This window comes from Chelatococcus albus (assembly GCF_030067675.1).
GTDB classification, from domain to species: domain Bacteria; phylum Pseudomonadota; class Alphaproteobacteria; order Rhizobiales; family Beijerinckiaceae; genus Chelatococcus_A; species Chelatococcus_A albus.
Genome location: NZ_JASJEV010000005.1, coordinates 139,228 through 161,579, shown reverse-complemented (window position 1 = coordinate 161,579; position 22,352 = coordinate 139,228). Strand labels below are relative to the sequence as shown.

Sequence of the window (22,352 nt, the reverse complement as noted above, 5' to 3'; positions counted from 1 at the left end):
AGGCGCGTATCCTCCCCTCCACCTGCGCAATTTGCGCATGCCCGCATGGGGCTCGCGCTCACTCCGGCACGGGCACGCCGCGATCGGGCTTGATCTCCGAGAGCACGAAGCTCGAGCGCACGTCCGCCACGCCCGGCAGGGTGAGCAGCGCGTTCATGGTGAATTCGCCGTAGGTCTCGATGTCGCTCGTGACGATGCGCAGCACGAGGTCGGTCTCGCCGGTGATGGCATAGCAGGCGACGACTTCGGGGTAACGGTTCAGGGCCTCGATGAGGCGCGTGCGCCAGCCGGGCTCGGATTGCTCCAGCTTGACGAAGGCGAAGGCCTCCACCTCGTAGCCGAGCGCCTTCCTGTCGAGCTCGGCGCGGTAGCCGGTGATGAGCCCGTCTTCCTCCAGCGCCTTCAGGCGCCTGAGGCAGGGCGAGGCGGCAAGGCCGACGCGCTCGGCCAGCGCCGCATTGGTGATGCGCCCCTCCCGCCTGACGACATTCAGGATGCGCCGGTCGGCGGCGGCCAGCGGCCGGCGGCGGGCCCTGTGCGACGCATCGGTCATGAACAACCCTCCTTCGACGCCATCACGGTCACTATATGACCGACATGTGACATGAGCGGCCGACAATTGGAAGGAAAGACCCCGCGAGAGGTGCCATCCTTGCCCCCATGACGAGAAGAACAGGAGAGGAGGACGCCATGGCCGATGCTCTTCGCGCCGCAGCCGCCGAGGCGGCACTCGAACACGGGCCGGATTACGTCGTTCCGCAGGGCTTCGAGCGCTACACCGCCGAGGACCACGCGACCTGGGTGAAGCTCTACGAGCGCCAGCACACGCTCCTGCCCGGCCGCATCGTGCCGGTCTTCCTGGAGGGCCTTGATGCCCTCGGCATCCACCCGACGGGCATACCCGACTTCCGCGACATCAACGCCGTGCTTGGCCGCACCACGGGCTGGACCATCGTCGCCGTGCCGGGCCTCGTGCCCGACGACGTGTTCTTCACCCATCTCGCCAACCGGCGCTTCCCCGTCACCTTCTGGATCCGCAAGCCGGAAGAACTCGACTACATCGAGGAACCGGACGCCTTCCACGACCTCTTCGGCCACGTGCCGCTCCTCATGCGACAGGACTATGCCGACTATCTCGAGGCCTACGGCAAGGCGGGCATCGCCCTGATGGGGGAGGGGATGCTGCACCGCCTGGCCCGCCTCTACTGGTACACGGTCGAGTTCGGGCTGATGCGTACGCCGGACGGCCTGCGGATCTTCGGAGCCGGCATCGCCTCCTCCCCCGGGGAGACGCGCTTTGCGCTCGAGAGCGCATCGCCCAACCGCATCGGCTTCGACCTCGGGCGCGTCATGCGCACCCGCTACCGCATCGACGACTATCAGGAGACCTATTTCGTGCTCGACGGCTTCGACGGCCTGCCGTCGCTCGCGGTCGAGGACCTGCGCCCCGTCCTCGCCGCGATCGCCGACGCCCCCGATCTCGACCCCGGCGACGTGCTGGCCGAGGACGTGGTGGTGACGCGCGGCACGGGGGAATATGCGCGCCAGCGGGCGGCGAAAATTCCGAACTGACAGGGACTTGCCGGCCGCATGGAGCGCTCGTGGGCCATCCTGTGCGAGGAGCGGCTGTGGACAACTGCGCCATTCGCGCGCAGCCGCCGGTCGGGGCTGGACATCCCTGATCCGCTTTGGTAACACCCGCATCACTTCGGCGGCGCCGAGCCGTCGAAGCTCGTTGATGGGCGCATAGCTCAGTTGGTAGAGCAGCTGACTCTTAATCAGCGGGTCCTAGGTTCGAGCCCTAGTGCGCCCACCATCAACCCCCCGGGAAAGCCAAGGTCCTAGCTGGCGCCGCAACAGCGGTGAAGAAGGCTATTCCGACAACGGGTCAGCGGGTCATTCCGGCAGGCCGGCGGGCTGCAATTCCGCGATCATCGGTGGCCGGTGGAACGACCGCCGATCTGTGGCGAGGACTGACGCCACCCGATGTGAGCACTGCAAGAATTGAGTTGCGCACCTCATGGCCGCGGGGCAACATCGCCGGGCCATGACACATCCGATCGAACGAGCGGCCCCGATCGCGCGCGTGACCCTGCAGGACGTGGCGCGGGAGGCGGGCGTTTCGCTCGCCACCGTCGATCGCGTGCTCAACCGTCGCCCCGGCGTGCGCGAGAAGACGGCGGCGCGGGTGCAATCGGCCATTGCGCGGCTCGGCTATCGGCCCGACCCCGTGGCGGCGCGGCTCGCGCGCAAGGAAACCTTCCGCTTCTGCTTCATCCTGCCCACGGGCACGAATACCTTCATGCGCATCCTGGAGGAGCAGGTGGGCGCCACCGCCGACTGGCTCCTGGGACAGCGCGCCTTCATTGACATCCTGCATGTCGACGTCTTCGACGCGGAGGCGCTCGCGACCGCGCTCGAAGGGCTCGACCCGCGCTACAGCGGGGTCGCGGTCGTCGCGCTCGACCATCCGCGCGTGCGAGCGGCCATCGACGACCTGGTCGAGCGCGGCATCGCCGTGGTGACACTCGTCTCCGACGCGCCGACGGCGCGGCGCCTGCGCTACGTCGGCATCGACAACACGGCGGCCGGCCGCACCGCCGCGACCCTCATCGGCCGCTTCAGCGGCGGCCGCAAGGGAACGGTCGCCGTCATCGCCGGCTCGCTCGCCCTGCGCGACCATACCGAGCGGCAATTCGGCTTCACGCAGGTGCTCGGCAGCGAGTACCCGCATCTCACCGCCGTGCTCGCGGGCGAGAGCCGTGATGATGCGGCACAGGCCCAGCGCCTGACGGAGAGCGTCATCGCGGCGCATCCCGAGCTCGTCGGCATCTACAACGTCGGTGCCGGCAATCGCGGCGTCGCGGCCGCGCTGGAGGGCGCGGGCAAGGCGCGTGACGTGATCTTCGTCGGCCACGACCTCACCCCGCATTCCCGCCGCTTCCTGCTGCGCGGCATCATGGACGCGGTCATCAACCAGGACCCCGGCCACCAGGCACGCTCGGCGGCGCGCATCCTCCTCGCCCATTGTACCGGCGAGCCGATCGTGGCCGAGCAGGAGCGCATCGGCATCGACATCTTCGTGCGCGACAACCTGCCTTGAGGCAGGACAGTCGCGACCGGACAGCGGCCATGCGCCCGACGCACCGCCAGCGTGCCGACGTTCCGCAGGGCCGGCATCCGGACGCGCATGTCCTCCTCCAGGCGTGGCCGCCAGGTCGACAGGGGTTCCCTTCGTGTTTCTCGGCATCGATATCGGCACGTCGTCGGTGAAGGTGGTGCTCGTCGACGAGGACGAGCGCATCGTCGCGAGCGCCTCCGAGCCGCTCGCCCTCTCGCGCCCGCGGCCGGGTTTCTCCGAACAGGACCCGGAGAACTGGTGGCGGGCCGTCCTCGCCGCGGTGGATGCCGTACGGGCTGGAGCGCCCCAGGCGACGGGTGCCGTGCGCGGCATCGGCCTCTCCGGCCAGATGCACGGGGCCGTGCTTCTCGACGCCGCGCATGCCGTGCTGCGGCCCTGCATCCTGTGGAACGACGGGCGGGCGGTGGCGGAATGTGCCGAACTTGAAGCCGCCTGGCCGGACCTGCGCCGGATCACCGGCAATCCGGCCATGCCCGGCTTTACGGCGCCGAAGCTCGCCTGGGTGCGCAGGCACGAGCCCGAGATCTTCGCGCGCACCGCGCTCGTCCTCCTGCCCAAGGCCTATGTGCGGCTGCGCCTGACGGGCGAGGCGGTGGAGGAGATGTCGGACGGCGCGGGCACCCTGTGGCTCGACCCCGCGCGGCGCGAATGGTCGGAGGCGGCGCTCGCCGCCACCGGGCTCACGCGTGGGCACATGCCGCGCCTCGTCGAAGGCAATGCGCCGGCCGGGCGGCTGCGGCCCGAACTGGCCGCGCGGTGGGGCATGGCGGCGGCGCCCGTCGTCGCCGGCGGGGCCGGGGACAACGCGGCCGGGGCCGTCGGCCTCGGCGCGGTCGAACCGGGCAGCGCCTTCCTCTCGCTCGGCACGTCGGGTGTCCTCTGGGCGACGACGGAACGCTTCGCGCCCAATCCCGCCGCCGCTGTCCATGCCTTCTGCCATGCGCTGCCGGAGCGCTGGCACCAGATGGGCGTCATCCTCTCGGCGGCATCCTGCCTCGCCTGGTGGGCTGGTGTCGCCGGGCAACCTGAGGCGAAGCTTCTTGCGGCGCTCGGCGACCGGCCCGCCGCCCCGAGCCCCGTCCTCTTCCTGCCCTATCTCTCGGGCGAGCGGACGCCGCACAACGATGCTGCGCTGCGCGGCGTCTTCGCCGGCCTCGCCCACGAGACGGACCGGGAGGTGATGACACAGGCGGTGCTGGAAGGCGTGGGATTCGCCTTCCGCGACTGTCTCGACGCGCTCGCGGCGGCCGGCACGCGCATCACGGCGGCCGACGTCATCGGCGGCGGGTCGCGCTCGGGCTACTGGGTCACGGTCCTCGCCGCAATCCTCGGGCTGCCGCTCCACCGCCTCGCCGACGGGGAGGCGGGAGCAGCCCTCGGCGCCGCCCGGCTCGGGCGCATGGCGGTGACGGGGGAAACGCCGGAAGCCGTCTGCCGGCCACCGCGTCGCCTCGAAACCGTCGAGCCCGATGCGGCGCTCGCCGCGGCCTATGCCGAGCGGCACGCGCGCTACCGCGCGCTTTACCCCGCCGTCACGGCGGGGCTTGCCTGAGGCGGCTGGCCCGGGCGTCAGGAGCCCTGCTTTCGGGCATTGGCGAAGAACAGCGGCTCGCCGCCGACCTTGTAGCTCGCGATGGCCTCCTGGCCCTCCTGCGCGGTGAGCCAGTCGATGAAGGCGCGGCCCTGCGCCTCCTTGACGTGCGGGTGGCGAGCCGGATTGACGAGCATGACGCCATACTGGTTGAACAGCCGCTCGTCGCCTTCGACCACGATGGCGAGGCGGCCCTGGTTCTTGAAGTTGAGCCAAGTGCCGCGGTCGGAGAGAACGTAGGCGTCCATGCCGGCGGCGGTGTTGAGCGCCGGACCCATGCCCGAGCCCGTCTCGCGGTACCACGCGCCCCGCGCGGCGGCGAGGTCGATGCCCGCCTCCTTCCAGAGGCGCAACTCCGCCTTGTGCGTGCCGCTGTCATCGCCGCGGGAGACAAAGGGGGCCTTCGCCGTCGCAATGACCCTCAGCGCGGCGACGACGTCCCGGCCTCCGGCGACCTTGGCCGGGTCGGCCTTCGGTCCGACGAGGATGAAGTCGTTGTACATCACGTCGCGGCGGTCGACGCCGAAGCCGGCCTTGAGAAAGGCCTCCTCCGCCGACTTGTCGTGAACGAAGACGACGTCCGCATCGCCGCGTTCGCCGAGCTTCAGCGCCTGGCCCGTGCCCAGCGCCACGACGCGCACCTCGATCCCCGTCTTCTCGGTGAACTTCGGCAGCAGGTGGCCGAAGAGACCGGACTGCTCCGTGGAGGTGGTCGAGGCCACGGTGATGAAGGGCTTGTCCGCTGCGGCCGCGACGGTGGGGCCGGCGACCGCCGCGGCGGCGAGGGCGAGAGCGGCCGTGAACAGGCGGCGCGTCAAGGGCATTGCAATCGTCTCCCGACAGTTCTGCAAAGGATCAGCCGACGAGTTCGCCGCGCAGGAAGGCAGCCGCCTCCGGCGTGCGGGGTGCGTGGAAGAAGGTCGCGGCGGGCGTCTGTTCGAGGAGCCGTCCGCCGCAGAGGAAGAGGATCTCGTCGGCGAGGCGGCGTGCCTGGCCGAGGTCATGGGTGGTCATGACGATCTTGGTGCCGGCGGCGTGGATCGCCTCGACCGCCGCCTCCACGGCGCGGCTCGCCGCGGGGTCGAGATTGGCCGTCGGCTCATCGAGGAAGAGCACGTCCGGGGAGAGCGCCCAGGCGCGGGCGAGCGCCAGGCGCTGCTGCTCGCCGCCGGAGAGCACGCGTGCCGGCCGCTCTGCGAGGGGGGCGAGGCCCAGCCGTTCCAGGGCGGCTCGCGCTTCGGCCACTCGCCTTGCGCGCGGCCGCACGCCGCGCAGGGCGAGCGCATAGGTGATGTTGGCGAGCGCCGAACGCCGCAGCAGCACGGGACGCTGAAACACCATGGCCTGGCGCCGGCGCACGCGCTCCTCGTCGCCGTTGCAGAACGCGCCCCAGCGCAGGGCGCCGCCGGTCGGCGCAAGGAGACCGTGGCAGAGCCGCAGGAGGAGGCTCTTGCCGGCGCCGTTCGGGCCGAGGATGACCGTGCGGAGACCCGGGCGCAGCGTCGCGCTGACGTTGTCGAGCAGGAGTGCACCCCCGGCCTCGAAACTGAGACCGTCGATGTGGAGCGGCAGGATGGAGGCCGGGGCGTGCATCGTCGTCACCCCGCCGCGCGACGGGCGGCCACACCGGCGAAATGAGCCACCGCATTGATGACGAGCACGAGCGTCAGCAGCACGATGCCGAGGCCAAGCGCCAAGGCAAGGTCCCCCTTGCTGGTCTCGAGCGCGATCGCCGTCGTCATGGTGCGGGTCACACCGGCGATGTTGCCGCCGACGACGAGGATGGCGCCGACCTCCGCCATGGCGCGGCCGAGCCCGGCGAGAACCACGGTCACGAGGCTGAGCCGCGCATCCCAGATGAGCGTGGGCACGGCGCGCAGCTTGCCGGCGCCGAGCGAGGTCAGCTCGTCACGATATTCGCGCCACAGATCGTCGACGATCTGGCGGGTGAGGGCGGCGATGATCGGCGTGACCAGCACGACCTGCGCCACCACCATCGCCGTCGGCGTGAAGAGGAGGCCATAGGCGCCAAGAGGGCCGGAGCGCGACAGGAGAAGATAGACGAAGAGGCCGGCGACGACGGGAGGCAGGCCCATCAGGGCATTGATGGCGACCACCACCGCATCGCGCCCGCGAAAGCGCGCGAGCGCGATCGTCGCCCCGAGCGGCAGGCCCAGGATCGAGGCGATGAGCACGGCGGTAAGGCTCACGCCGAGCGACAGGACGACAATGTCCATGAGCGCGGCGTCGCCAGCCGCGATAAGACGCCACGCGGTCGCGAGGGCGGTGTCGAAATCGTTCAAGGCCTACCCGTGCCGGTCGCATGCTCAAGTGCTGCCACAATAGACCATGCGGGGCATGCAGCCGATATGATATCTCGTTCATATCGGTGATAAGTTGTTATTATCGCTTCTCTTTTCTCATGTTGTGGGCGGCTCGTCGACCATCAGGCCGCGCAAGGTCCGCATCCGGCCGGCCACGGCTTGCGACGCGGCGGCTTCCATCTCCTCGTAGAGCGCGAGCACGCGCTCTCCCATGGGCGTGAGCGCCGCGCCGCCACCGCCCGGGCCGCCCTTGGTGGCGGCGACGAGCGGCTCGCGGAAGCAGGCGTTCATCGTCTTCACGAGGAGCCAACTGCGCCTGTAGCTCATGCCCATGCGCCGGCCGCCCGCGGCGATAGAGCCCGTCTCGGCGATGGCGCGCAAGAGGGCCGCCTTGCCCGGCCCGATGGCAATCGTCGTGCCGAGGAAGATGCGCAGACGGGGTTCGAGGCGGTCGTCCATGCCACTCCACCGTGGTACAAAGTCGGGCTCCAGGGCATGTCCGCGGCGGCGGCCCATCCTGCGGTCATAAGCCGAGCGTCGCCCTGCAGACAATGGCGGGGTGGACATTGCGCACATCGCAGCCCGCCGGAACAATTGGCGCTGCGGTCGCGTTGTTGGCCTGACGGAGATCGCCGGGATGAAGCCGGACAGTCGAGGCGGCGCACGCTCGAGCGAGGTGGTCGCGGGTTGAATTCCCTCCTTCCTCCCGGCGTCGAGATGCCGTTGCTGATCCAAATGGACATCATCGGACGGCTGCAACAGCACCGGAAGAACCCAGGAATTGCTCGGTGCATGTTGTTCTTGGTGCATGTTGTTCTTGGGGAAGTCGTTCGGAGTATGGGAGACGAGACGGCCGTGACCGCTGGACGTGACCATCGCCGCGACATCGGGACCGAGGCGTCCAATCCGCGCGATCGTTTCGATCATCCAGCCGAGGTCGTGGCGGCGACCGACCTGAGCCTCGAGGAGAAGCAGCGCATCCTAGAAATATGGGAACAGGATGCGCGCGACCTGCAGGTGGCTTCGGAGGAGGGCATGGCCGGTGGCCTTCCGAACCTCCTGGACGCGGTTCGCCAGGCGATGCGCGATCTCGGGGTTGCCAGCCGTGACCCGGATGCGCAGGCGCCCACCAAGGCCGGCGGCTGACGCCGGCCGCGGAAACAGCCCCTCACTGGGGCCGTCCGAAGCGCCTTCCGGCCGCTGAACCGGAGGGCGCTCCCGTTTGTCGGGAACAGCTTTCCTGAGGGCGCAGACCCTCGCTTGGCCGGCGCGCCGACAGCCCCGCCGGCGAACATGCTCTGCGTCAGGCGGTCTCCTTGCCTGACCGTCGCCCGTTGTCGCTGACAATGGTGCTTTCGGCAGCAGCATCGAGGTGCCAGGACAGGCCTTCCGGCGCGTAGTCGAGGGCGACGCTGCCCCCCAGAGCGCGCGCCACCGTGCGCTCGATGACGACCTGTCCGAAGCCGCGCCGTTTGGGAGGCTCGACGGGCGGCCCGCCGGACTCGATCCAGTGGATGTGGAAGCGCCGGGTGGACGAGCCGTTGTCGCCCGCTTCGCCTTCGGCGAACTGCCAGCCGATGTCGACGCGGCCCTCCTCGCCCGACAGGGCTCCGTATTTCACGGCATTGGTCGCGAGTTCGTGCAGGGCGAGGCCCAGATGCTGGGCCGCATCCGCCGTCAGCAGCACAGCCGGCCCATCGAGCGAGATGCGGCTGCCGACGAGATCGGCGCAATGGCCGAGCTGGGCGCGCATCAGGCTCATGATCGGCACCCCGTGCCAGGACTCCTGCACGAGAAGATCGTGGGCCGCGGACAGGGCCTGCACGCGCTCCGAAAATCCGGCGATGAAGTCCTCGAGCGAGTCCGACGTCGACGCCGTCTGTCGCGCCACGGCCATGATGACCGTGAGCAGGTTCCTGGAGCGGTGCACAAGCTCGCGCATGAGCAGGCGCAGGCGCTGCTCGCTCTCCTTGTATTCGGTGACATCCACGACGGAGCCGGTTATGCCGACGACCTCACCGGTCTCGTCCCGGTCGGGTTCGACGTGCAGATCCCACCAGCGGACGCCGTCCTCGAACTGGAGCGACACCTCGCCGTCCGCCGCCGCGCCGCTGTCGATCACCTGCTGTTTGAGCGCGATGAGCCTGCCCCGCGAGGCTTCCGGAAGGATCTCAGCGTCGGTCTTGCCGAGGAGGTCGCCGCCGAGGCCCGCCAACGGCCGGTTGAGCCACAGGTAGCGCAGTTCGCGGTCCTGGCAGAAGAGCGTGATGCCGCTGCGCCCCAGGGCCCTCTCATAGCGCGCCTCGGCGGTTTCCAGGGCACGCAGGCGCGCGAGCAACATGGCCTCGGCCTCGTCCGGCCCCCCCGACAGGCGCGCGCTCTCGGCGGCCGAAGTGGACGGCGCCGCGGACCGCTGCGAGCCGGAGCCGAGCGAATTCGTCATGGGAGTGAAATCCTCATCGGCAGGTCTGCACTCCTCGCGCCCGATCGATTGTGCAAGTCCTGGCCGATAAGGAAAGGCCTTTCGGCGCATGGCAGCGTCACGGCGGCGCGTCGGGCGTCGCGGGGGACGCTGTCCGATCGCGCTTTGCGAATGCCCGCTGTGGGCGGGACCAGGGACGCCCCGTCTCAGGCGGCGGAGCGTCTGGCCCGGCGGTCGAAGAAGAGAGCCTGGCTGATGGCGGCCTTCACCGTGTCGGCCTGGAATGGCTTGGTGATGAGGAAGGCCGGCTCCGGTCGCTTGCCCGTCAGGAGGCGCTCCGGATAGGCGGTGATGAAGATCACCGGGATGGGGAGACTCTCGATCAGCTCGTTGACGGCGTCGAGGCCGGAGCTGCCGTCGGCGAGCTGGATGTCGGCGAGGACGAGACCCGGGCGATGCTGGCGTGCGGCCTCCACCGCCTCCTTGTGCGTGCGCGCCACATCGACGACGTGATGGCCGAGCTCGGCGACGAGGATTTCGATGTCCATGGCGATCACCGGCTCGTCCTCGATGATGAGCACGTCCGTCGCCACCTGGTCGGCGATCTCGCGGCCGGCCTCGTCAAGGAGGGCGCGGGTCTCATCCGTCGAGGCGCCGAGGACAAGGGCCGTCTCGTCGAGGGAGAAGCCTTCCACCGTACGCAGGAGGAAGGCCTGGCGCGGACGCGGCGTGATGGCCTCGAGGTTTCGCTCGGGCGCGGCCGGCAGGGCCGTTTCGGGCGTCTCGCGCTGGTTGAGCGCGACCGTGTTCCACAGCGACAGGAAGATGCGGTAGAGACCGATCTTCGGGTCGACGTCGGCGGGAAATATCGCGGGCTCGGCCACGAGCGCCTCGAGTGTCGCCACAACATAGGCATCGCCACTCGACTGGGAGCCGCTGAGGGCGCGGGCGAAGCGACGCAGGTAGGGCAGGTGCGGCGCGATCTGTTGCGGAAGGGACATGTGCACCTCGCGGAAGCCGGCAGGCCGCCCCCCGGGTCGGATGTCCCCCGGGGCGTAGTCTTGCTCGAACGCGGATTGGCAAAAAAAGTTCCCAAACGATCTCCCGGTACGGAACATTGTGTGCAGGACTGCGTTCGCAAGGGCAAGGCAGCGAAGCGCCCCGCGCGGGAGCGAGCGTTGGGGGGATCGCTCGTGCCCGAGCCCGCCGAGGTGTCCGCATACCCGTGCCGGGCCGCAGGAAGCATGGGAGATGAAAGCGACAATGACCCGCAGCAGCAAGAGCGGCGATCCGGATCAAGCTCCGAACCCGACAGGACCGGGCGGGGACGGCGGACGCGCAACGGCCAGGCCGAGGCCCCCGATCAACGAAGCGCTGCAGCAGGTGATCGGCGCACAGCTGAAGGCGGCCTACGACGAGATCGTCAGCCAGCCCGTGCCCGAGCGGTTTCTGGAGCTCCTGCACGCGCTCGAGGCCAAGCAGGGCGAAGGCCGATGACCGACCCGCAGAGGTTCAAGGACGGGCTGCTTGCGGAGATCCCGGGGCTGCGGGCCTTCGCGATCTCCGTTGCGGGCAACGTCGAACGTGCGGACGACCTGGTGCAGGACACCCTGATGAAGGCGTGGGGCAACATGCACGCCTATGCCGAGGGCACGAACATGCGCGCCTGGCTCTTCACCATTCTGCGCAACACCTTCTATTCCAACTACCGCAAGCGCTCGCGCGAGGTGGAGGACGACGGCACCTACGCGGCGCGGCTCGCCGTGCACGGCGAGCAGGACGGGCACATGGACCTGCGCGACTTTCGTGCCGCGCTGAACAAGCTTCCGCCCGACCAGCGCGAGGCGCTCATCCTCGTCGGGGCGTCGGGCTTCTCCTATGAGGAGGCGGCGGAGATCTGCGGCTGCGCCCTCGGAACAATCAAGAGCCGCATCAACCGTGCGCGCACGCGGCTTGCGGAACTGCTCGCCGTGGATTCGGTGGACGACTTCGGCCCCGACGCCCGCTCCCATGCAGTTCTCAACGCAGGTCCGCGTCGAGCCACGATCGCGAAATAGCGCGCGGTCATGCTGACCTTCGCGACGCTCCGCTCCCGTCTCCTCGCCTTGATCGCGCTCGCGATGCTGCCGGTCGTGGTGCTCGCCATCGCGTTGTCCTGGCGCATCTTCGTGACGGCCGAGCAGTTCGCGCTCGATGCCTATCGGCAGACGGCGAGCGCGGTGGCGACGCAGGAGCGCTCGGTCCTGCGCGCTGCCCTGCGCGTCCTGCGCAGCCTGGCGGAGATCCAGGCCGCCGACACCACCGTTCGCGCCTGCGAGGACCGGCTCGGCCGCGTCGTCGAGGCCAATGCCGGCTATGGCGCCATCGTTCTCATGGACGAGAACGGCATCGTCTGCGGCGGCGGCGCCCTTGCGCTGATCGAGGGCTTCGAGCGCGCGGCGCTCACCGCCCCGCTCGGGCAGCAGAGCCCGAATGCCTACAACATCGCCCTCGGCCGCCGGGAGGGGCGGCCGATCGTTGCCATCACCGTGCCGGCGCGGGGGCGCGATGCGGTCCTCGTCGCGGTTCTCGATGCGGACTGGTTCGCCGACATCCTCGCGGACGTGACGCCGCTCGAGAATGGCACGGTGGCTGTCCTCGACCAGACGGGCGAGGCCATCGTCCAGCACGGCCACGAGAAGGGGAGCACCGGCTGGCTGCCCCAGCGGCCCGTCGCACGCGCGGCCACACTCTTCGACCCGACGTTCGCCCGCGACCGCAGCCGCGACGGACGCGCCTTCGTCTATTTTCTCGTGCCCGTGCACGCAGACCGGCTGCAGGTTCTGGTGGGCTTTCCTGAAGCCGATTTCGGCATTGCCGAACGCCAGCTCCTCGTCGGCATCCTGTCGCCCATCCTCCTGTCGTTCATCGTGCTGGCGGTCGCCTGGGTCGCCGTCGACCGGCTCGTGCTGCGCTGGGTGAGGCGCCTCAATCGTACGGCGCGCCGCCTCGCCTTCGGCGACTTCAGCGTGCGTGCGACGATGCCGGACGCGGCCCCGCTGGAGCTCAGGCAATATGCGGGTGCATTCGATCAGATGACCGAGGCGCTCGGCACGCGCGCCCACGAAATCGCGCTCGTCGCCCAGCAGCGCAGCGGTCTGATGCGGGAGCTGCACCACCGGGTGAAGAACAACTTCCAGGTTATCGCGAGCTTCCTCAATCTGATGCGGCGGGAGCAGTCGGGGGAAACGCGCGAGATGGCGCTGGCCCTGGCGGAGTGCCGCGTCCATGCCATGGCCGCAGCCTACAAGCTGGCACTCGCGCAGGGCGATATCCGGCTCGTCTCCGTGCCGACGCTGGTTGGCGACGTTGTGGCCTATGCGCAGCAGCTGACGGCCGGCCTGCGTGAGCCTGTCGACGCAGAGATCCGCGGTGAGGGGGCCTTCCTCGACCTCGACCGCGCCATGGCGCTCTCCCTGCTCGTCGTGGAGGTGCTGTGGCCGGTCATCGGTGCCGACGGCACCCGGCGGGCGGTCGTCCGCCTCGCCCATGCGGAGGATCGCCACCTGCACCTGACGATCGGCGGGATGTCGCAGCCCCCGAAAGGCATTCCGTCGCGCTTTGCCCGGGCCTTCCTGCAGCAGCTGCAAGCGAAAACCGTGCCCGACACGGGGTCGGACACGGTCCTCGCGGTCACCTTCCCGATCGAAAGCGCGCAGGGGAACGATGGCCTTTCCGACCAGGGGGCGCCGTGAGCTGCGACACTCCCGGCGGGCGTCGCGCCCGCGGGGAGGAATGCGCTCACGCCCGATCAACGCCCTCGGAACGGCGATGTTCCATGTCGGAACCGCCCCGGCGCGCGGGGAGGGGGACGGTCGCGCGCGGCGCGGCCTAGACGAGCGCCGGCTCGACGGAGGGGGCGCGCTCCAGCCAGGTGGGGACTGGCAAGTCCTTGGAGCGCAGGAATTCCGGGTTGAAGAGCTTCGACTGGTAGCGTGTGCCGTAGTCGGCCAGCACGGTCACGATCGTATGGCCGGGGCCGAGATGCCGCGCGAGGCGGATGGCACCGGCGACGTTGATCCCGGACGAGCCGCCGAGGCACAGGCCCTCGTGTTCGAGCAGGTCGAAGACGAGGGGGATGGCCTCGCTGTCGGGGATCTGGAAGGCGACATCGATGGGCGCACCCTCAAGGTTCTTGGTGATGCGGCCCTGGCCGATGCCTTCGGTGATGGAGGAGCCCTCGGCCTTCAGCTCGCCGTGGGCGTAGTAATGATAGAGTGCGGCGCCCATCGGATCGGCAAGCGCGATGGTGACCTTGGGGTTGCGCTCCTTGAGGGCCATGCCCACGCCGGCGAGGGTGCCGCCCGTGCCGACGGCACAGACGAAGCCGTCCACCTTTCCGCCGGTCTGCTCCCAGATCTCGGGGCCGGTGGTCTCGACGTGGGCCTGCCGGTTCGCGACATTGTCGAACTGGTTGGCCCAGATGGCGCCCTTGGGATCGCGCGCGGCGAGCGCCTCGGCCATGCGGCCGGACACCTTCACGTAGTTGTTGGGATTGGCATAGGGCACGGCCGGCACTTCGACCAGCTCGGCGCCGAGGAGGCGCAGCGTGTCCTTCTTCTCCTGCGACTGCGTGTCGGGAATGACGATCACCGTGCGGAAGCCGAGCGCATTGGCGACCACGGCAAGCCCGATGCCGGTGTTGCCGGCCGTGCCCTCGACGATGGTGCCGCCCGGCCGCAGCGCGCCCCGGGCGATGGCATCCTTGATGATGAACAGGCCGGCGCGGTCCTTCACCGACTGGCCGGGATTGAGGAACTCGGCCTTGCCGTAGATGTCGCAGCCGGTCAGCTCCGAGGCGCGCCGCAGCTTGATCAGCGGCGTGTTGCCGATGGCCTCGACCACGCTCGGATAGACATTCATGCTTTCGCTCCCCTCGGATCGCGGGAGATGTAGGCTAGGCGCGGGCGACTGTCCATTCACATGCCGGGCCCGGTGAAAAAATATTGCCTCTAGCATGACGTGATTTGTTCGCGCCGATCCAGGAAGGCCGCGGCCATCAGCTCGCGCGTGTAGGCCTCGCGCGGATGCTCGAAAATCGCCGCGACCGAGCCGCGCTCCACCACCTTGCCAGCCTTCATGACCATGATCTCGTCGGACAGGGCGCGCACCACGGCGAGGTCGTGGCTGATGAAGACATAGGCGAGGCCGTGCTTTTGCTGCAGGTCGCGCAGCAGCTCGACGATGCCCTTCTGCACCGAGCGGTCGAGGGCCGAGGTCGGCTCGTCCAGCACCACGAGCTTCGGCTTCAGGATCATAGCGCGCGCGATGGCGATGCGCTGGCGCTGGCCGCCGGAAAACTCGTGCGGGAAGCGGTGGCGTGAGAGGGGATCGAGCCGCACCTCCTCGAAGGCCTGGGCCGCGCGCCGGTCGCGCTCGCCCCGGGTGAGGCCCGGCTCGTGCACGAGCAGGCCCTCGGTGACGATCTCGCCTGCGGTCATGCGTGGGGAGAGCGAGCCGAAGGGATCCTGGAAGACGAGCTGCAGCTCCTTGCGCAGCGGCCGCATCGCCTTGCGATCGAGGGGCATGAGGTTGCGATCCTCGTAGCGCACGAGGCCGGAGGCCGGCAGGAGGCGCAGCACGGCGCGCCCGAGCGTCGACTTGCCGGAACCCGATTCGCCCACGACGCCGACGGTCTCGCCGCGGCGGATCGCGAGGTCGACCCCCGCCACGGCCCGGATCTCGTGTGCCGAGCGGCCGAACAGTCCCTGGCGCAGATGGAAGGAGACATTGATGTTCTTCGCCTCGAGCACCATGGGGCTGCCGGTCGGCACGGGCTCCTTGCGGCCGCTCGGCTCGGCCTCGATGAGCATGCGCGTGTAGGCGTGCTTCGGCGCGGCGAAGAGCCCTTCTGTCGGCCCGTGCTCGACCACCTCGCCGCTCTTCATGACATAGGTGCGGTCGGCAAAGCGGCGCACGATGCCGAGGTCGTGCGTGATGAACACGATCGCCATGCCGAGGCGCTTCTGCAGGTCGCCGAGGAGCTCGAGGATGCGCGCCTGCACGGTCACGTCGAGGGCCGTCGTCGGCTCGTCTGCGATGAGCACGTCGGGACTGTTGGCGAGCGCCATGGCGATCATGACGCGCTGGCGCTGGCCGCCGGACAGCTCGTGCGGGAAGGACTTGAGCCTGCGCGCCGGATCGGGGATGCGCACGAGGTCGAGGAGCTCCTCCGCGCGCTTCAGCGCCGCCTTCCGGCCGAGGCCGCCGTGGACCATCAGCGGCTCGGCGAGCTGGTCGCCGATCCGGTAGAGCGGATCGAGCGAGGTCATCGGCTCCTGGAAGATCATCGACAGCTTGCGGCCGCGGTAGCGGTTGAGCGCCCGCGAAGGCAAGCCGAGGATCTCCTGGCCGCGATATTTCACCGAACCCCTGGCCTCGCCATTCGCTGCGAGCAGGCCCATGACGGACATCATTGTCTGGCTCTTGCCCGAGCCCGATTCGCCGACGATGGCCACCGTCTCGCCGGCATCCACGTCCAGGTCGATGCCCTTGACGGCGGCCAGTTCGCCGTCGCTCGTGCGGAAGCGGACCTCGAGCCCGCGGATGGCGAGGATGGGATCCGTCATCGTGCCGTGCACCGGATTGTCGCGAGGCATCTCAGCGGTCCCTGGGGTCGAGCGCGTCGCGCAGGCCGTCGCCGATGAAGTTCAGGGCGAAGAGCGTCGACACGAAGAAGATCGAGGGAAAGACGATGAGATAGGGCGCGCTCTGAATGTTGTTCGCCCCCTCGGAGATGAGCACGCCCCAGCTCGTCAGCGGCGCCTGCACGCCCAGGCCGAGGAAGGACAGGAAGCTCTCGAGCAGGATGATCTTCGGCACCATGAGCGTCATGAAGACGACGACCGGGCCGAGCAGGTTGGGCACGATGTGGCGGCGCAGGATGCCGCCCGTGCCGACGCCGAGCGCCTGCGCCGCCTCCACGAATTCGCGCCGCTTCAGGGCAAGCGTCTGGCCGCGCACGATGCGTGCCATGTCGAGCCATTCGACGGCGCCGATGGCGACGAAGATGAGGACGAAGTTGCGCCCGAAGTAGACGACAAGAAGGATGACGAAGAAGACGAAGGGCAGGGAATAGAGCACGTCGACGAAGCGCATCATGACGTTGTCGATGCGCCCGCCGGCATAACCCGCGATGGCGCCCCAGGCCACGCCGATGAGGAGGCTGACGAGGGTCGCGAGCAGGCCGACGATGAGCGAGATGCGCCCGCCGACCATGATGCGGGTCATGAGGTCGCGGCCGCTCATGTCGGTGCCCATGAGAAACCATTGCCGCTGCACGGTTCCCTCGACGACCAGCCTGCGCCCCTCCTCCAGGGTTTCGACGACGCGGGCGTCGTCGAATTCGTCGACACGGTCGATGTAGCGGGTGACACGCGGATCGATGGGACGGGGCGAGGTCAGGGTGACGCGGAAGGTCGTCCCGCTGGCGGAGAAGTCGCCCATGTCGACCCGTGCCCGCTCAAGGGCGCGCTGCATCGTGCGCTCGAGTGTCGCCGCCGCCGGGTAGGGCTCGAGGCTCGGCGGCACGGCGACGTAGGACTGGTACACCCGATCGTTGGGATGGGACGACAGGAACGGGCCGAGGAAGCAGAAGATGGCGATGAGAGCGAGGCCGATGAGGCTCGCGACTGCGGCGCGGTTGCGCTTCAGGCGCTGCAGCGCCAGCGTCGAGAGGCTGCGCCCCCTGGCGGCGGTGCCGCCCTGACTGGTCAGGCTCGCGTCAGTCATAACGGACCCTCGGGTCGAGCGCCGCGTAGAGCAGGTCGACGATCAGGTTGAAGAGGACGACGAAGGAGGCGAGCATCACGACCGTGCCCATGACGAGCGTGTAGTCGCGGTTAAGGGCCCCTTCGACGAAATAGGACCCGACGCCGGGAATCGCGAAGATCTTCTCGATGACCACCGATCCCGTGACCAGGGCGGCCGCCGCGGGGCCGAGGTAGGACACGACGGGAAGGAGCGCGCCCCTGAGCGCGTGGGCGATGATGGCGCGCCCGGGCAGGCCGTTCGCCCGCAGGGTGCGGATGTGGTCGGCCCGCAGGGCTTCGATCATGGAGCTGCGGGTGAGGCGGGCGATGACCGCCATCTGCGGCAGGGCCAGCGCGATGGTCGGCAGCACGCGATGGGCGAGATCGCCGCCGCCCCAGCCGCCGAGGGGCAGGAGGCCGAGCATGAGGCCGAAGACGAGCTGCAGCACGGGGCCCACGACGAAATTCGGCACGGTCACCCCGACCGTCGCCACCGCCATCACGGCATAGTCCTTGGTGCTGTTCTGGCGCAGCGCGGCGAAGACGCCGGCAACGACGCCGAGCACGAGGGCGAGCGTCAGGGCGCTCGCCCCGAGCGCGATCGAATAGGGCAGGCCGCGGCGGAGCATCTCGCCGACGGTGAAGTCGAGGGCCGTATAGCTCGGTCCGAGATCGCCACGGACGAGCTTGGCGAGATAGTCGAGATATTGGAGGTGCAGCGGCTGATCGAGATTGTAGGTCCGCCGCAGGTTGTCGAGCACCTGGGGAGCGAGCGGCTGCTCCAGGTCGAAGGGCCCGCCCGGCGCGAAGCGCACGAGGAAGAAGGCCACGGTGACGATGATGAACAGCGTCGGCACGGCGCTCGCAAGGCGGCGCAGCGTGTAGCCCAGCATGGGATGTCACCTCGCAGGAGGAGGGGGGCCCCGGCGAAAGGGCCACCCGATGCGTCAGCGCTCCAAGGCCTCCGCCCTCTCGGGCGTCAGCGCTCGATGCGCAGGTCCTGGCTGCGATGGTCGTTCTGCACGTTGTCCACCCAGCCCTTGACGCGGTTCGACACGAGGTGCAGCGAGGCACGGTTGAGGAGGGGGATGATCGGCCCGTCCTTCATCATGGTGTCCTCGGCCGTGCGCAGGACCTTCATCCGCTCGGCCGGATCGATGGTCACGTCCGACTTCGCCATGGCAGCGTCGAAGGCGGCGCTGTTGTACTGCGAGTAGTTGCCCACCCTGTTGTTCGACAGGCCGAGGAACAGGAAGTTCTGCGGGTCGGAATAGTCCGCCACCCAGCCGGCGCGCGCCACGTCGAAATCGCCCCTGTTCTGCAGGTGCGCGTAGTGGGTCTTCACGTCGGTGTTGAGGAGGGTGACCTCGGCGCCGAGCACTGTCTTCCACATGTCGGCGACGGCGGTGGCTGTCTTCTTGTGGCTCTCGTTCGTGTTGTAGCGGATCTCGATCTTGAGCGGCTTGCCGCCCGGACCGTAGCCCGCCTCCTTGAGGAGCGCCTTGGCCTGGTCCTCGCGGTCGAGCTGCGACAGCGACTTGTAGTCCACGTCTGCCAGCGCATAGCCGTTGAGGCCGGGCGGCACGATGTTGTAGGCGGGAAGCGCGGCCCCGCCCCACACCTTCTCCGCGAGGTAATCGCGATCCACCGCCATGCTGAGCGCCTTGCGCACGCGCGGGTCGTTGAAGGGCGGCTTGGTGACGTTGATGGCGTAGTATTCGAGCGCCAGATAGGGGGGCGTGCGCACCTGGGCGCCGAGCTTCTCGCGCAGGAAGGGAAGCTGGTCGATCGGGAACTGGTAGTTGGTGTCGAGCTCGCCGGCCATGAAGCGGCGCACGGCGGCGGCGTTGTCCTCGGTCGGATAGAAGAAGACCGTATCGATCTGGACGCTCTTCGCGTTCCAGTAATTCGGGTTCTTCGTCAGCTTGATGTGATCGTTCGGCACGTTCTCGGCAAGCAGATAGGCACCGTTCGACACGAGATTGCCCGGCTTGACGAAGTCCTTGCCGAACTTCTCGACGCTCGCCTGGTGCAGCGGCAGGCCGGTCTGATGCTGCAGGAGTTCGAGGAAGTAGGGGGTCGGGCGTTCGAGCGTGATGACGAGGGTCTTGTCGTCCGCTGCCTTGACGCCAAGCTCCTCGGGCTTGAGCTCGCCCTTGTTGACCTTCTCGGCGTTCTTGATCGGGTAGAGAAGGTTGGCGTATTTCGCTGCCGTGGCAGGGTTCATGATGCGGCGGAAGGAGTAGACAAAATCCGACGCCTTCACCGGATCGCCGTTCGACCACTTGCCGGCGTCGCGCAGCTTGAAGGTATAGACGGTGCCGTCGCCCCCGATGCTCCAGCTCTCGGCCACGCCGGGGATGATCTCGCCCTTCGGATTATAGGCGACGAGACCCTCGTAAAGATCCTTCAGGACATTCTTCTCGACGTCGATCGAGGTCTGGTGCTGGTCGAGCGTCTTGGGCTCGCCCGCATTGCCGCGGTGATAAACCACCTCGGCGGCGGCGAGACCTGTCATGGCAAAAGATGCGATGGCCGAGATGAAGGAGAGTTTCCAGGGTCGACCCATCTCAGTCCTCCTCATAGTCGCTGGCGCAAGCCCCTCCGGCTCGCGATTGGGCGGCAGCGTGCGCCAAGCGCAGACGCTTGGCAATATTCTTTCTCGCGGCTGTCCACTGCTACGGAACCGCCTGAAATCACTTGCGTTTAGCGGGATGCGGCCTGGCGTTCGGCGAGCCATGCGGCGACCGTCCGGCGCTCGCCGGATGTCATTTCGGTGATGTTGTTGGGCGGCATGGCCTGTGACAGGACAGCCTGGACGGCGATCGCCTCCGCCTGGCGGGCGACGTCGGCGGCCGTCTCGAGCAGCACCCCCTTCGGGGCGACGGCGATGCCGGCCCAGACAGGCTCGCGCGCGTGGCACATCGCGCAGCGCGTCTGCATGACCTCGACGGCCCGCGCGAAGGCCGGCGTCTCCGCCGGAGGGCGAGCGACGGTGCCCGCGCCCGGAGCACCGATCATGCTCAGCCAGACCGCGAGCGCGACGGTCGCGCCGGCCACGCCCCAGGTCCACCAGGGGGAGGGGTGGCCGGCGTGACGGCTGTTGTAGAAGTGCCGGATGACGGCCCCGGCGACGATGACGAGGGCCACGATGAGCCAGTTCCAGCGCGAGGCGAAGGCCAGCGGGTAGTGGTTCGCCAGCATCAGGAAGACGACGGGCAGCGTCAGGTAGTTGTTGTGGGTGGAACGCTGCTTGGCGGCCGTGCCGAGCGCCGGATCGGGCGCGCGGTGGGCGAGGAGGTCGGCGACGATCTTGCGCTGGTTGGGAATGATCACGCGGGCGACGTTGGCCGTCATCATGGTGGCGATCAGGGCGCCAGTGTGGATGAAGGCGCCGCGCCCGCCGAAGACAAGCGTGAAGCCGTAGGCCGCCGCAACGAGGAAAGCGAAGCCCACCGCCGCGAGGGCGGCGTCGTTGCGTCCGAGCGGCGAGCGGCAGAGGCCGTCGTAGATCAGCCAGCCGAAGATGAGGCTGCCGATGCCGATGCCCGCGGCAGCCGAGGGCGAGAGGGCGCGCACGACGGGATCGACCAGGTAGAGGTCGGGCTGCGCGTAGTAGATCCAGCCGAGCAGGAAGAAGCCCGAGATCCAGGTGGAATAACTCTCCCACTTAAACCATGTGAGGTCGTGCGGCAGCTCCGGCGGCGCGACCGTGTATTTCTGCATGCGGTAGAAGCCGCCGCCGTGCACCTGCCAGGCCTCGCCGCCGACACCCTCCGCAAGGCTCGGGGTCTTCTTCAGGCTGAGGTCGAGATGGATGAAGTAGAACGACGAGCCGATCCAGGCGATGGCGGTGATCACGTGGATCCACCGCAGGATCAGGCTGCCCCATTCCCAGAGATATGGCTCGAGAATCACGCGGTCCGTCCCCCGACGCTGCGTCGGGGCGAGCGTAGTTCGGAGCGGTCGGGCGGGCCAAGAGGGAAGGCCCTCGCGACGGATCGCGCTGGAGGCGCCCGGAAGAGGAGGCGCACCGCCGCGGCTGTTCGGGTACAACGGGCGAGGAAGCACGAGGCGGAGGCGATGCGATGGGGCGACTGTCCACCCATGTTCTCGACACGGCGAACGGTCGGCCGGCGGACGGCATGAGGCTCGCGCTCTATCGGCTCGGCGGCGATGGCCGCCGCCTGATCGCCGAGGCGCAAACGAATGCCGACGGGCGCACGGATGCACCGCTCCTCGCCGGCGAGGCCCTGGCGCCGGGCGCGTACGAACTCGTCTTCCACGTCGCCGATTATTTTCGCAGCCAGGGTGCGGCCCTCGCCGACCCGCCGTTTCTCGATGTCGTGCCCGTCCGCTTCGGCATTGCCGAGGCGGCGGGCCACTATCACGTGCCGCTTCTCGTCTCGCCCTGGAGCTATTCGACCTATCGCGGCAGCTGAGGGCGATCGTTCGCCGTGATGCGGCGGTCGCATTGCCGCGGAAGGATGCAGCCTCGGGTACGGTCGCTCCGCCTTGATCGGGGTGGCGGTCCGGGGCCTGATGGCCCGTCCGCCAACGGATCCTTCAACCAGGGAGCGTGTCATGGGACTCTTCAGCTTCATCAAGGAAGCCGGCGAAAGGCTGTTCGGCGCCAGCGAGGCCAAGGCCGCCTCGGCCGAGGATCTGAAGAAGGAAGTGGAGAAGCACGGCCTGAAGGCGGACGGTCTGAGCATCACCGTCGACGGCGACAAGGTGAAGGTTTCCGGCCAGACTGCGTCGACCGAGGAGGCCGAGAAGATCATTCTGGCGCTCGGCAATACGATCGGCGTCGCCGAGGTCGAGGAGCAGCTTGCCGTGATCAGGGAGACGCCGAAAGCCAGGATGTACACGGTGAAGAAGGGCGACACGCTCTGGAGGATCGCCGAGGAAATCTACGGGAGGGGCAACGGCACCAGGCATACGGCGATCTTCGAGGCGAACAGGCCGATGCTCGCCCATCCCGACAAGATCTATCCCGGGCAGGTGCTGCGCATCCCGCCGCTGGCCTGAGCCGGCGCGGTCGGGCGGCCCGAGGGGGCGTCGCCCCCTTGTCGCACGATGT

22 protein-coding genes and 1 tRNA gene are annotated in these 22,352 nt (G+C 68.8%); 10 read left to right on the top strand and 13 right to left on the bottom strand.

The genetic code is table 11. The features are described 5' to 3' along the window. Positions 1-58: 58 nt before the first annotated feature. A complete protein-coding gene (locus QNA08_RS09870; RefSeq protein ID WP_283740531.1) occupies positions 59-553 on the bottom strand; it encodes an Lrp/AsnC family transcriptional regulator in 495 nt (164 codons plus the stop codon). A gap of 107 nt (positions 554-660) precedes the next feature. Here QNA08_RS09870 and phhA point away from each other — a divergent pair, with 107 nt between their 5' ends. The 4 genes from phhA (at position 661) to xylB (ending at position 4,694) form a co-directional block, all read left to right on the top strand. Further along, positions 661-1,572 carry a phenylalanine 4-monooxygenase gene (gene phhA / locus QNA08_RS09865; protein ID WP_283740530.1) on the top strand — a complete coding sequence of 304 codons (912 nt, stop codon included), beginning with the start codon at positions 661-663 and terminating at the stop codon, positions 1,570-1,572. 168 nt (positions 1,573-1,740) lie between these two features. Beyond that, positions 1,741-1,816 (top strand) — tRNA-Lys (locus QNA08_RS09860). Between the two features lie 231 nt (positions 1,817-2,047). Next, the gene (locus QNA08_RS09855; protein ID WP_283740529.1) at positions 2,048-3,103 is read left to right on the top strand and encodes a LacI family DNA-binding transcriptional regulator; all 1,056 of its coding nucleotides are present in this window, start codon (positions 2,048-2,050) and stop codon (positions 3,101-3,103) included. Positions 3,104-3,236: 133 nt separating this feature from the next. After that, on the top strand, positions 3,237-4,694 hold the full coding sequence (gene xylB / locus QNA08_RS09850; protein ID WP_283740528.1) for a xylulokinase: 1,458 nt from the start codon (positions 3,237-3,239) through the stop codon (positions 4,692-4,694). Positions 4,695-4,711: 17 nt separating this feature from the next. On the opposite strand, the gene QNA08_RS09845 is transcribed toward xylB, so the two are convergent. From QNA08_RS09845 to QNA08_RS09830, 4 genes are all read right to left on the bottom strand, one after another. After that, complete coding sequence (locus QNA08_RS09845) at positions 4,712-5,557, bottom strand: ABC transporter substrate-binding protein (RefSeq protein WP_283740527.1); 846 nt, start codon at positions 5,555-5,557, stop codon at positions 4,712-4,714. A gap of 31 nt (positions 5,558-5,588) precedes the next feature. Beyond that, positions 5,589-6,326, bottom strand: a complete 738-nt coding sequence (locus QNA08_RS09840; RefSeq protein WP_283740526.1) for an ATP-binding cassette domain-containing protein — start codon at positions 6,324-6,326, stop codon at positions 5,589-5,591. 5 nt (positions 6,327-6,331) lie between these two features. Next, positions 6,332-6,970, bottom strand: coding sequence for an ABC transporter permease (locus QNA08_RS09835; protein WP_283740657.1), 639 nt, complete (start codon positions 6,968-6,970; stop codon positions 6,332-6,334). Positions 6,971-7,153: 183 nt separating this feature from the next. Continuing rightward, positions 7,154-7,516 carry a winged helix-turn-helix domain-containing protein gene (locus tag QNA08_RS09830; RefSeq protein ID WP_283740525.1) on the bottom strand — a complete coding sequence of 121 codons (363 nt, stop codon included), beginning with the start codon at positions 7,514-7,516 and terminating at the stop codon, positions 7,154-7,156. Positions 7,517-7,774: 258 nt separating this feature from the next. Here QNA08_RS09830 and QNA08_RS09825 point away from each other — a divergent pair, with 258 nt between their 5' ends. Then, the gene (locus QNA08_RS09825) at positions 7,775-8,203 is read left to right on the top strand and encodes a hypothetical protein (RefSeq protein ID WP_283740524.1); all 429 of its coding nucleotides are present in this window, start codon (positions 7,775-7,777) and stop codon (positions 8,201-8,203) included. Between the two features lie 157 nt (positions 8,204-8,360). Here the strand turns inward: QNA08_RS09825 and QNA08_RS09820 are convergent, their stop codons facing one another. Both QNA08_RS09820 and QNA08_RS09815 read right to left on the bottom strand, forming a co-directional pair. Next, positions 8,361-9,500 (bottom strand): HWE histidine kinase domain-containing protein, encoded by a 1,140-nt coding sequence (locus QNA08_RS09820; RefSeq protein WP_283740523.1) that lies wholly within the window; start codon positions 9,498-9,500, stop codon positions 8,361-8,363. 185 nt (positions 9,501-9,685) lie between these two features. Beyond that, the gene (locus QNA08_RS09815; RefSeq protein WP_283740522.1) at positions 9,686-10,480 is read right to left on the bottom strand and encodes a response regulator; all 795 of its coding nucleotides are present in this window, start codon (positions 10,478-10,480) and stop codon (positions 9,686-9,688) included. 262 nt (positions 10,481-10,742) lie between these two features. On the opposite strand from QNA08_RS09815, the gene QNA08_RS09810 reads away from it, so the two are divergent. Genes QNA08_RS09810 through QNA08_RS09800 form a run of 3 tightly spaced genes read left to right on the top strand, consistent with a single transcriptional unit; the run spans position 10,743 to position 13,213 of the window. After that, positions 10,743-10,976 (top strand): NepR family anti-sigma factor, encoded by a 234-nt coding sequence (locus QNA08_RS09810; protein WP_283740521.1) that lies wholly within the window; start codon positions 10,743-10,745, stop codon positions 10,974-10,976. Beyond that, positions 10,973-11,536 (top strand): sigma-70 family RNA polymerase sigma factor, encoded by a 564-nt coding sequence (locus QNA08_RS09805; RefSeq protein ID WP_283740520.1) that lies wholly within the window; start codon positions 10,973-10,975, stop codon positions 11,534-11,536. The genes QNA08_RS09810 and QNA08_RS09805 overlap by 4 nt, the downstream gene beginning before the upstream one ends. 9 nt (positions 11,537-11,545) lie before the next feature. After that, positions 11,546-13,213 carry a sensor histidine kinase gene (locus QNA08_RS09800; RefSeq protein ID WP_283740519.1) on the top strand — a complete coding sequence of 556 codons (1,668 nt, stop codon included), beginning with the start codon at positions 11,546-11,548 and terminating at the stop codon, positions 13,211-13,213. Positions 13,214-13,349: 136 nt separating this feature from the next. Here QNA08_RS09800 and QNA08_RS09795 read toward each other — a convergent pair whose 3' ends face one another. The 6 genes from QNA08_RS09795 to QNA08_RS09770 all read right to left on the bottom strand — a co-directional run bounded on the left by QNA08_RS09795 (position 13,350) and on the right by QNA08_RS09770 (position 21,184). Next, the gene (locus QNA08_RS09795; protein WP_283740518.1) at positions 13,350-14,381 is read right to left on the bottom strand and encodes a cysteine synthase A; all 1,032 of its coding nucleotides are present in this window, start codon (positions 14,379-14,381) and stop codon (positions 13,350-13,352) included. An 89-nt stretch (positions 14,382-14,470) separates the two neighbouring features. Continuing rightward, entirely contained in the window at positions 14,471-16,117 is a 1,647-nt protein-coding gene (locus QNA08_RS09790) for an ABC transporter ATP-binding protein (RefSeq protein ID WP_283740517.1), read from the bottom strand. A gap of 1 nt (position 16,118) precedes the next feature. Beyond that, positions 16,119-17,249, bottom strand: coding sequence for an ABC transporter permease (locus QNA08_RS09785; protein ID WP_283740516.1), 1,131 nt, complete (start codon positions 17,247-17,249; stop codon positions 16,119-16,121). Beyond that, positions 17,242-18,162 carry an ABC transporter permease gene (locus tag QNA08_RS09780; RefSeq protein WP_283740515.1) on the bottom strand — a complete coding sequence of 307 codons (921 nt, stop codon included), beginning with the start codon at positions 18,160-18,162 and terminating at the stop codon, positions 17,242-17,244. The genes QNA08_RS09785 and QNA08_RS09780 overlap by 8 nt, the downstream gene beginning before the upstream one ends. A gap of 86 nt (positions 18,163-18,248) precedes the next feature. Next, on the bottom strand, positions 18,249-19,838 hold the full coding sequence (locus QNA08_RS09775) for a peptide ABC transporter substrate-binding protein (RefSeq protein WP_283740514.1): 1,590 nt from the start codon (positions 19,836-19,838) through the stop codon (positions 18,249-18,251). A 137-nt stretch (positions 19,839-19,975) separates the two neighbouring features. Next, entirely contained in the window at positions 19,976-21,184 is a 1,209-nt protein-coding gene (locus tag QNA08_RS09770; RefSeq protein ID WP_283740656.1) for a urate hydroxylase PuuD, read from the bottom strand. A gap of 173 nt (positions 21,185-21,357) precedes the next feature. On the opposite strand from QNA08_RS09770, the gene uraH reads away from it, so the two are divergent. Together uraH and lysM are read left to right on the top strand one after the other, a co-directional pair. Beyond that, positions 21,358-21,711 (top strand): hydroxyisourate hydrolase, encoded by a 354-nt coding sequence (gene uraH, locus QNA08_RS09765; protein ID WP_283740513.1) that lies wholly within the window; start codon positions 21,358-21,360, stop codon positions 21,709-21,711. Between the two features lie 142 nt (positions 21,712-21,853). Beyond that, positions 21,854-22,300 carry a peptidoglycan-binding protein LysM gene (gene lysM, locus QNA08_RS09760; protein WP_283740512.1) on the top strand — a complete coding sequence of 149 codons (447 nt, stop codon included), beginning with the start codon at positions 21,854-21,856 and terminating at the stop codon, positions 22,298-22,300. The last annotated feature ends 52 nt before the right edge of the window (positions 22,301-22,352 follow it).

Excerpts from the sequence above, each read along its gene's own strand:
- QNA08_RS09870 (WP_283740531.1), bottom strand. The coding sequence starts at position 553 with ATGACCGATGCGTCGCACAGGGCCCGCCGCCGGCCGCTGGCCGCCGCC.
- phhA (WP_283740530.1), top strand. The coding sequence starts at position 661 with ATGACGAGAAGAACAGGAGAGGAGGACGCCATGGCCGATGCTCTTCGC.
- QNA08_RS09855 (WP_283740529.1), top strand. The coding sequence starts at position 2,048 with ATGACACATCCGATCGAACGAGCGGCCCCGATCGCGCGCGTGACCCTG.
- QNA08_RS09845 (WP_283740527.1), bottom strand. The coding sequence starts at position 5,557 with ATGCCCTTGACGCGCCGCCTGTTCACGGCCGCTCTCGCCCTCGCCGCC.
- QNA08_RS09840 (WP_283740526.1), bottom strand. The coding sequence starts at position 6,326 with ATGCACGCCCCGGCCTCCATCCTGCCGCTCCACATCGACGGTCTCAGT.
- QNA08_RS09835 (WP_283740657.1), bottom strand. The coding sequence starts at position 6,970 with ATGGACATTGTCGTCCTGTCGCTCGGCGTGAGCCTTACCGCCGTGCTC.
- QNA08_RS09830 (WP_283740525.1), bottom strand. The coding sequence starts at position 7,516 with ATGGACGACCGCCTCGAACCCCGTCTGCGCATCTTCCTCGGCACGACG.
- QNA08_RS09825 (WP_283740524.1), top strand. The coding sequence starts at position 7,775 with ATGCCGTTGCTGATCCAAATGGACATCATCGGACGGCTGCAACAGCAC.
- QNA08_RS09820 (WP_283740523.1), bottom strand. The coding sequence starts at position 9,500 with ATGACGAATTCGCTCGGCTCCGGCTCGCAGCGGTCCGCGGCGCCGTCC.
- QNA08_RS09815 (WP_283740522.1), bottom strand. The coding sequence starts at position 10,480 with ATGTCCCTTCCGCAACAGATCGCGCCGCACCTGCCCTACCTGCGTCGC.
- QNA08_RS09810 (WP_283740521.1), top strand. The coding sequence starts at position 10,743 with ATGACCCGCAGCAGCAAGAGCGGCGATCCGGATCAAGCTCCGAACCCG.
- QNA08_RS09805 (WP_283740520.1), top strand. The coding sequence starts at position 10,973 with ATGACCGACCCGCAGAGGTTCAAGGACGGGCTGCTTGCGGAGATCCCG.
- QNA08_RS09800 (WP_283740519.1), top strand. The coding sequence starts at position 11,546 with ATGCTGACCTTCGCGACGCTCCGCTCCCGTCTCCTCGCCTTGATCGCG.
- QNA08_RS09795 (WP_283740518.1), bottom strand. The coding sequence starts at position 14,381 with ATGAATGTCTATCCGAGCGTGGTCGAGGCCATCGGCAACACGCCGCTG.
- QNA08_RS09790 (WP_283740517.1), bottom strand. The coding sequence starts at position 16,117 with ATGCCTCGCGACAATCCGGTGCACGGCACGATGACGGATCCCATCCTC.
- QNA08_RS09785 (WP_283740516.1), bottom strand. The coding sequence starts at position 17,249 with ATGACTGACGCGAGCCTGACCAGTCAGGGCGGCACCGCCGCCAGGGGG.
- QNA08_RS09780 (WP_283740515.1), bottom strand. The coding sequence starts at position 18,162 with ATGCTGGGCTACACGCTGCGCCGCCTTGCGAGCGCCGTGCCGACGCTG.
- QNA08_RS09775 (WP_283740514.1), bottom strand. The coding sequence starts at position 19,838 with ATGGGTCGACCCTGGAAACTCTCCTTCATCTCGGCCATCGCATCTTTT.
- uraH (WP_283740513.1), top strand. The coding sequence starts at position 21,358 with ATGGGGCGACTGTCCACCCATGTTCTCGACACGGCGAACGGTCGGCCG.
- lysM (WP_283740512.1), top strand. The coding sequence starts at position 21,854 with ATGGGACTCTTCAGCTTCATCAAGGAAGCCGGCGAAAGGCTGTTCGGC.